9 protein-coding genes and 2 pseudogenes are annotated in these 8,186 nt (G+C 63.6%); 1 reads left to right on the forward strand and 10 read right to left on the reverse strand.

Annotated elements, in window-relative coordinates; translation table 11 throughout:
• The 3 genes and pseudogenes from RMO81_RS08865 to RMO81_RS08875 all read right to left on the reverse strand — a co-directional run.
• Positions 1 to 204 (reverse strand): annotated as a pseudogene (locus RMO81_RS08865) (cytochrome c oxidase subunit I); the annotation flags it as partial.
• 23 nt (positions 205 to 227) lie between these two features.
• Positions 228 to 1,175 (reverse strand): cytochrome c oxidase subunit II, encoded by a 948-nt coding sequence (gene coxB, locus RMO81_RS08870; RefSeq protein ID WP_310475470.1) that lies wholly within the window; start codon positions 1,173 to 1,175, stop codon positions 228 to 230.
• Between the two features lie 147 nt (positions 1,176 to 1,322).
• The gene (locus RMO81_RS08875; RefSeq protein ID WP_310475471.1) at positions 1,323 to 2,144 is read right to left on the reverse strand and encodes a crotonase/enoyl-CoA hydratase family protein; all 822 of its coding nucleotides are present in this window, start codon (positions 2,142 to 2,144) and stop codon (positions 1,323 to 1,325) included.
• Between the two features lie 29 nt (positions 2,145 to 2,173).
• Here RMO81_RS08875 and RMO81_RS08880 point away from each other — a divergent pair, with 29 nt between their 5' ends.
• Positions 2,174 to 2,695 (forward strand): 2Fe-2S iron-sulfur cluster-binding protein, encoded by a 522-nt coding sequence (locus RMO81_RS08880; protein ID WP_310475472.1) that lies wholly within the window; start codon positions 2,174 to 2,176, stop codon positions 2,693 to 2,695.
• Here RMO81_RS08880 and RMO81_RS08885 read toward each other — a convergent pair.
• From RMO81_RS08885 to RMO81_RS08915, 7 genes and pseudogenes are all read right to left on the reverse strand, one after another.
• Entirely contained in the window at positions 2,692 to 3,231 is a 540-nt protein-coding gene (locus tag RMO81_RS08885; protein WP_310475473.1) for a DsrE family protein, read from the reverse strand. The two genes, RMO81_RS08880 and RMO81_RS08885, sit on opposite strands and share 4 nt — an antisense overlap.
• Positions 3,232 to 3,242: 11 nt before the next feature.
• Positions 3,243 to 3,764, reverse strand: a complete 522-nt coding sequence (locus RMO81_RS08890) for a DsrE family protein (protein ID WP_310475474.1) — start codon at positions 3,762 to 3,764, stop codon at positions 3,243 to 3,245.
• Positions 3,764 to 4,717, reverse strand: coding sequence for a nitronate monooxygenase (locus RMO81_RS08895; RefSeq protein ID WP_310475475.1), 954 nt, complete (start codon positions 4,715 to 4,717; stop codon positions 3,764 to 3,766). Before RMO81_RS08895 ends, RMO81_RS08890 begins: the two co-directional genes overlap by 1 nt.
• 4 nt (positions 4,718 to 4,721) lie before the next feature.
• Entirely contained in the window at positions 4,722 to 5,009 is a 288-nt protein-coding gene (locus RMO81_RS08900; protein WP_310475476.1) for a DUF1330 domain-containing protein, read from the reverse strand.
• 53 nt (positions 5,010 to 5,062) lie between these two features.
• Positions 5,063 to 6,502: an aldehyde dehydrogenase family protein gene (locus RMO81_RS08905; protein ID WP_310475477.1), complete on the reverse strand. Its 1,440-nt coding sequence runs from the start codon at positions 6,500 to 6,502 to the stop codon at positions 5,063 to 5,065.
• A 191-nt stretch (positions 6,503 to 6,693) separates the two neighbouring features.
• Positions 6,694 to 7,971: an amidohydrolase gene (locus tag RMO81_RS08910; RefSeq protein ID WP_409049601.1), complete on the reverse strand. Its 1,278-nt coding sequence runs from the start codon at positions 7,969 to 7,971 to the stop codon at positions 6,694 to 6,696.
• Positions 7,947 to 8,186: pseudogene (locus tag RMO81_RS08915) on the reverse strand (sulfite exporter TauE/SafE family protein); the annotation flags it as partial. The pseudogene RMO81_RS08915 and the gene RMO81_RS08910, both read right to left, overlap by 25 nt.

The raw sequence follows: 8,186 nt of genomic DNA on the forward strand, positions 1-8,186 counted from the left end.
GGTGAGCCACTGGATACCCGGCTGCGCCAGTTCGAGGCGCATCACACCCGAAATCGCGCCGCCGATGGTGCCGGCGATGATCGCGAAGATCAGGTAGAGCGTCCCGATATCCTTGTGGTTGGTCGAAAAGAGCCAGCGCTGGATGAAGCCGAGCTGTTGGTCATGAGCGTGGTCATGAGCACCGGCGGTTGCGGCGTGAGCCATGATACGGGTCCTCTTCTCGAATCTTACTGGACAGCCGGCGCGGCCGCAGCCGCATCAGCGACAGGGGCAGCAGCAGCGGCAACGGCGGCGGGGGCAGCAGCTTCGGCAGGAGCGGCTGCGGCCGCTTTCGGCTCAATGCCGTTTTCCTTCTGCTTGGCCGCAACCCAGGCATCGAACTGCGCCTTCGGCAGCACTTCGATGGCGATCGGCATATAAGCATGCTTGGTGCCACACAGCTCGCTGCACTGGCCAAAATACACGCCGGGGCGATCGGTCTTGAACCATGTTTCGTTGATGCGGCCCGGCACAGCATCCATCTTCACATAGAAGGCGGGCATGGCAAAACTGTGGATCACGTCGGCCGCCGTGGTCAGGATCTTCACGGTGGCACCCACCGGCACCACAACGCGGTTATCGACATCCAGCAGCTTGGGCGTACCGCGGGCGGCGGCTTCCTCGTTGGTGAGCATCACCGAATCAAAGGTGAAACCGCCCTGATCGGGATATTCATATTCCCAGTACCACTGGTGGCCGATGGCCTTGATGGTCAGATCAGCCTTGGGCGGATCATATTGATTGGCCAGCAAACGGAAGCTGGGGAAGGCGATGACCACCAGGATCAGCGCCGGCACCACGGTCCAGATCACTTCGATCGTGGTGTTGTGGCTGTTGGTTGACGGCACCGGGTTGGCGGCGGCGCGATAACGGAACATCGTCCACGCCAGCAGCCCCAGCACGAACACCGTCACACCGGCCATCACCGGGTTGAGAACCCAGTTGATCATGTTGTGGGCTTCCACCGCGATATCGGTGACGGGCAGCTGCAGATCCCAGCCACCGCGCGGCACGCCATATTCAGCCGACGGCGCCATGAGCGCCGGAACGGCAGCCGGCACCGCGGTGGTGGCCACCGGCGGCACGGGGACAGCCGCAACGGCTTCCTGTGCAAAACTGCGAACCGAAGCGCTCATCGCGACGGCGAAGGAGATAATCGAGAATATACGGCGCATACTGCCCCTGGCCTGAAACGGGCGGACTCGTCCGCCAAATGACGACGCTCCTATGGCGCGCTGCAACGCAGCAGGCAAGCGGCAATGGGGCCGCACCCCGTCCAATTATCAGGCTTTCAGGTTGGAAAATGCAGCAGATTGCCGCGTCATCTGCGCTTTCACGGCTTCCCTCATGTCCTCGCCCTGCAACATGCCGGCATTCCAGACCGCCACATATTCAAGGCCATCGGCCACACTGTGATCGCGGCCATAGTTGAGCACCTGCTTGATGCCGGTAATGGCCAGCGGGGATTTGGCGCAGATTTCGCGTCCCATCACCTCAGCAGCAGCCAGAGCGTCGGCGTGGCTGTCTTCGACCTTGTTGACGAAGCCATGTTTCGCAGCTTCGGCGGCCGGGAACTTGCGGCCAGTATAGGCCAGTTCGCGGATCAACCCCTGCGGCAGCAGATGCGGAATGCGCTGCAGCGTGCCGACATCGGCAACGATAGCGACATTGATTTCCTGAATGGTGAAATAGGCATCGGATGAACAGATGCGGATATCGCAGGCCGTCACCAGATCGACGCCGCCGCCGATGCAGCCGCCCTGGGTGACGACGATTACCGGCACCCGGCAATTGTCGATGACGTTGAAGCTTTCCTGCAGCTCCTTCACGTGGCGGCGGAAGGCTTCGCGCTGCCGGCCCAAATCGCCGCCCGGGCTGGCCGCTGCATTCTGGCCGGCCCAGTTCAGATCAAGGCCGGCGGTGAAATGCTTGCCGGTCGACGCGAGGATGACGCAGCGCACATCCATGTCGTGCTCGATAGCGCGGAACACCTGCACCATTTCCGGCCAGAAATCGCCGTTCATGGTGTTCAGCTCGGTCGGGCGGCACAGGGTGATGCGGGCGATGCCGTCGGCAACACTGTAATCGAGGGTCTTCAGTTCCATCGCGGCCTCCCAGAGTCTATGGGAGAGGAATGACCAAGTTCACCGTCAACGGCAATCCTGTCGAATTTCTGATGCAGCCCGATACGCCGCTGCTGTGGGCCCTGCGCGATGCAGCGGGGTTGACCGGCACCAAATATGGCTGCGGCGCCGGATTGTGCGGCGCGTGCACCGTGCATGTCGACGGCAAGCCGACCCGCAGCTGCCAGGTGAGCATCGCCGAACTGGAAGGCACCTTCGTCACCACCATCGAAGGCCTGTCCGACAACCGCGACCACCCGTTGCAACAGGCGTGGATCGCCGTTCAGGTGCCGCAGTGCGGTTATTGCCAGTCGGGCATGATCATGGCGGCGGCGGCGCTGCTGAAGGAAAAACCCAATCCGTCGGATGACGACATCAACGCCGCCATCACCAACCTGTGCCGCTGCGGCACCTACCCGCGCATCCGCAAGGCCATTCACATGGCGGCGGCAGGCCGGGTCGATTCAGGCGTGCCCGGCCCGGAGGTGGACGCCGGCGAAGCCGCAGCGCGGGCGCCAAGCCTGAAGGGTTAGAACGGGTTCAGCGTATAGCCGCGTTGCTGATAGATGGCATGGGCGGTGATCGCCGAAAGCGACATCTTCACACCGGGGATCAGATCGGCCTTGCTGATCTTCTGGCTGGCTGCGGTCTGGCCGCACAAATAGATTTCCACGCCGGCGCCCAGCAGCTTCTTCACGGCATCCAGGCTGTTGTTGGCCTTGCCATCGGTGCGTTTGGCATAGCTTTCCGGGTTCAACAGATCCTGTGCGGCCGGGCCGTGAGCGATCAGCACGATCTGCACATCTTCCTTGGGCACCCCGGCGGCAACATGCATATTAAGCGTGCGCGCCGCTGTTTCGATCTGGCGGCTGAGCTTGTCGGCTTCGGCGCGGGTGTGCAGATCGAAGGCGATCTTGAACTTGGTGCCCTTGGGCAGCGCCAGATCGCTCTGCACCGGCGCGATCGGGCCGACATCGGGCAGCACCGGGCCAGGGCCAAAGCCTTCACGCGATTGCGCCAACGCCGGGGCGGCCATCAGGAAAAAGAGAAGGACGACAGCGCGCAGCATGGCGGGGCCTTTCAGAACGGATTGAGTGTATAGCCCTGCGCCTGCAATATGGCGTGGGCGCTGCTGGCTGAAATGGCCAGTTCGACGCCCGGCAGCAGATCGGCCTTCTTGATGCCCATGGCGTTTGCAGCCTGCCCGCAGACGACAAAGCGCACGCCCTTGGCCAGCATTTCCTTGACCATGGCTTCGCTGGCGTTGGTCGTGCCGGGATTGCGGGCGGCGTAGACTTCGGGCTTCGTCAGTTCGGCGATGGCCGAACCATGCACCACCACCGCCACCGCCACATCTCGTTCGGCCATGCCATTGGCGACATGGCTGTTGATGAAGCGGGCGGCCGTTTCAAAACCGGGATTACGCTTGCCGGGCGTGGCTGGCTGCACGTCATAAACATGACGCAGCACCATGCCCTTGGGGATGGCGACATCATGTTCGACCGGCGTATGCTTGCCAAAACCGGCGAACACCGGGCCGCCTTGCGGTTCGGCGGCGAGCGCCGGCGTGGCGAGCAAAGCGGCAATCAGAAAGGCACGCATCAGCCCAAGCTCCTCAGGCTGGCCAAAGCGGCCTGCGCCTCAGCTACCGTGCGGCGCACGATTTCACCGGCCGGCAAAATCTCAGTGATGCCGCCGCCGCCCTGGCCGGCAGCCAGGCACTGGGTTTCGGGGATCACGTCGAGCACGCCAGCAATCGGCCCAAGGCGGTTCAGCTGCACCGATTCCATCACCTGTGCGGCAAACGGTTTGGCATTGCGATTGTCGAAATCGCGGTTCGAATCGTTAACGATGGCGCGCAACGTCTTGCCGGTGAACACCTTGCTGATCACCGTGTCGCTCTCGCTCATGCCGACGATGGCATCCTTGTACTTCTGGCCAGCGTGCGCCTCGTGGCTGGCGATGAAGCGAGTGCCCATCCACACGCCGACACAGCCAAAGGCCAGCGCCGCGGCGAGCCCGCGCCCGTCATAAAGGCCGCCCGCCGCCACCACCGGAATATCAACGGCGTCCACGCACTGCGGCCACAGCGCGACCGACGCGATGCTGCCGGTATGGCCGCCGGCTTCGGTGCCTTGCGCGATGATCACGTCGCAGCCGGCTTCAGCGGCTTTCACGGCGTGCTTCACATTGCCGGCCATGCACATCACGACGATGCCGGCCTGTTTCAGTTCGGTGATGATTGCCACCGGCACGCCCAGGCCAGCGATGAACGCCTTGGCGCCGCCCTTGATGATCACATCCACACTGGCGGTGAGCGTTTCGGGCTGGGCGGTTAGCAGATCGACGCCGAACGGCTTGTCGGTCAGATCCTTCACGCGCGCCATCTGATCGGCGATGAACTTGGGCGGCAGGCCGGCCATGCCCAACGAACCGAAACCGCCAGCGTCGGACACGGCGGCACAGACTTCGGCATAGGAAACGCCGCCCATGCCGGCGAGCAGCACAGGGTGTTCGACGCCGAGAAGATCACAGATGACAGTGCGCAGAGCCATGGCGTTAGAGACCTTCGGTGATGAAAACGCGATAATCGGCACCGGCGAAGCGATGCTTCACGGCATCCTGATAGGCTGGGCTGTTGTACCAGGCCTTGGCTGCTGCGGTGTCGGGGAATTCCACGATCACGGCACCTTCGATCGGCGCGCCTTCAAGCGTTTCGTGGGCGCCATAGAAGGCAAGCGGCTTGGCGGTGTGCCCGGCGAGCGTGCCGCCGGCCTTTTCACCATAAGCGCCAAACGCGACCGGATCGCGCAAACGTTCGCGCGTGAATACAATATAGGCTGCCATGATAATCCCCCCAGACATCGCCGCCGTGCGCCGCCGGCGCACGGCGTTGACGATTATTCTGCCGCTGTCGCCGCTTCGCCCCAGCCAATGATAGCCTTGGTTTCAAGGAAGTCGGTGAAGGCATGATCGCCCCATTCGCGGCCATTGCCCGACTGTTTGTAGCCGCCGAACGGCGCCATCATGTCACCGGGGGCCTGGTTGATGTTGACCTGGCCAGTCCGCAACTGGCGCGCGACCTTGCGGGCGTGTTCCGGCTCGCCCGAGATATAGCCAGCAAGGCCGTAGACCGTATCATTGGCGATCGCCACGGCCTGTTCCTCGGACTGGTAGGGCAGCATCGCCAGCACCGGGCCAAAGATTTCCTCACGAGCGATGGTCATGTCGTTGCTGACATCGGCAAAGATCGTCGGCTTGACATAATAGCCCTTGTCGAGACCATCCGGGCGACCGGTGCCGCCGCTGACCAGCGTCGCGCCTTCGTCGATGCCCTTCTGGATCAACCCCTGGATCTTCGTCCACTGCGTCTCGCTGACAACAGGCCCCATCGCGGCATTGCCATCGGGCGAACCGACTGTGGTGGCTTCGGCAGCGGCCTTGGCAATGGCCTTGGCCGCCTCCATCTTGGCGGCCGGGATCAGCATGCGCGTTGGAGCATTGCACGACTGGCCGCTGTTCATCATCACCGACTTGACGCCGCCGGCAACGGCGACCTGCAGATCAGCATCGTCAAGAATGATGTTGGGCGACTTGCCGCCAAGTTCCTGATGGACACGCTTGACCGTCGGTGCGGCATTGCGGGCAACTTCAATGCCGGCGCGGGTGCTGCCGGTGAAGCTCACCATGTCCACTTCGCGGTGCGAGGACAACGCTGCGCCCACGGTGGGGCCGTCGCCGTTGACCAGGTTGAAGACACCGGCTGGCACGCCGGCGGCGTGCATGACTTCGGCCCACAGGATCGCCGAGAACGGCGCGATTTCCGACGGCTTGAGCACCATGGTGCAACCGGTGGCGATCGCCGGCACCACTTTGCAGGCGATCTGGTTGATCGGCCAGTTCCACGGTGTGATGAAGGCGCACACGCCGATGGGTTCATGGGTGATGAGCGTGGTGCCGCGCAGCTTTTCGAACTCGTAATTCTTCAGCACCTCGATGCCGGTCATCAGGTGGCCAACACCGATTGCGGCCTGCGCCTGCATGGCCAGCCAGCCCGGTGCACCCATTTCCTCGGTAATGGCTGCGGCGATTTCGGCAAAACGCTCCTGATATTTCGCCAGGATGTTCTGCAGCAATTCAACCCGGTCGGCGCGGCTGGTTTGTGAATAACCCGGGAACGCCTTGCGGGCGGCCATGACCGCGCGGTCGGCATCGGCAGCGGTGCCCATCGAGATCACGCCGGCCACGGCTTCGGTTGCCGGGTTGATCACGTCCAGCTGCTTCGGCACCGCCGGATCCACCCATAGGCCGTCGATATAGAATTTGGTGTAGTCGCGCATGGCTCAGCCTCCCCAGCTGTGGTGATGGCGCAGGTTGTAGCACGCCCTTGGGGCGATTCGGCGCTTGGGCATTTTGAGGGGGCGCTTCAGGCCTTCCCCACCCCCAACCCCTCCCCTAAAGGGGAGGGGAGAAAGCGCGGCCCCCCTCTCCTTTAGGGGAGGGGTTGGGGGTGGGGTCGTTCCGCAAACACTCACTTCACCGGCAACAGCAACACCGCCGCCGCCGCCATGCTTTCCACGCCCGTTGCGATGGTTGGCGCCGGATCGGGGGCCCAGCCGCTGTTGTGCAGGCTGGGGATCGCCGGCCCGCCTTTTTGCGCCGCATCCCATTGCGCCTGGCCCACACCGCCCAGCCAGAAGATCACCGACGGCGCCTTGGCCTCCAGCCCGAAATACTGGAAATCCTCCGACGCCATCGACGGATCGAGATCGATCACCCGCGTCTTGCCCAATTTCGCTTCAAACTGCGCCTTGATGCGGGCCGCCAGCGCCGGATCATTCAGGGTCGGCACGCCAAAGCCGGTGTGATTGATCACCGGCATCAGCGCGTCGGGCAGGCCGGCGGCAATCGCCTCGCCCTTTGCCACGCGGGCAATGCCATCCAGAAGGCGCTGCTGTTGTTTGGGATCGTAACTGCGGATCGTCAGCTGCAGCTTCACCTCGTCGGGGATGATATTATGCTTGGTGCCGCCGTGGATGCTGCCCACGGTGATCACCGCGGGCTGGAACGGATCATTCTCGCGGGAAATCAGCGGTTGCAGCGCGGTGACGATGCGGGCCGCCAGCGCCACCGGGTCTTTCGTGCTGGCCGGATAGGCGCCGTGGCCGCCAACGCCGCGCACCAGCATGTCCATCGAGGTGGAGATAGACAGCGCGCGCAGTTGCGGCACGCTCACCGTGCCGGCGGGGATGCCGCTGCTATCGGGGAGGGCCACTGCATAATCCGGCTTGGGGAAACGCGTGAACAGCCCATCGGCGATCATCGCCCGCGCGCCGCCCAGCCCTTCCTCAGCCGGCTGGCCCACCATCACCACCGTGCCGCGCCAGGCCTTGCGATTCTCCGCCAGCCAGCGCGCCGTGCCCACCCACACGCTCATGTGGATATCGTGCCCGCAGGCGTGCATCACCGGCGTCATCGGCCCATCGCCATAATTGCCCGTCGCGGTGCTGGCATAGGGCAGCCCGGTGGCTTCCTTCACCGGCAGGCCATCCATATCGGCGCGGATCAGCAATGTGGGGCCCTTGCCGTTTTTCAGCACGGCCACGATGCCGGTGCGGCCGACTTTTTCGGTCACCTCGAAACCAGCGGCGCGGGCTTCGGCAGCGAGAATGCCGGCCGAGCGCACTTCCTGAAAGCTGAGTTCCGGGTGGGTGTGCAGATCCTTGTAGAGCGCGACCAGATCAACCGGCGCCGCCGCTGCCGGGTTCGCGAGCACGGCCGCGATTACAGTCCCGAAAATCCGTCCCATACCAATTTGCCCCCAACCAAGATCATCAATGCGTGCATCATGGCATAAAAGCGCGGGCCATCAATCCGCCTGACCAGAACCGTGCCGGCCCAGGTGGAAAGCAGCGCCGCCGGCATCAGCACCGCGGCCAGCCACAGATTTGCTGGTGTGAAGGCGCCCAGCGCCCAAAAGGCCGGCACCTTGATCCAGTTGATCACGGCGAAAAACACGGTGCT

It is taken from the genome of Sandarakinorhabdus sp. (genome assembly GCF_031422795.1).
Lineage (GTDB): Bacteria > Pseudomonadota > Alphaproteobacteria > Sphingomonadales > Sphingomonadaceae > Sandarakinorhabdus.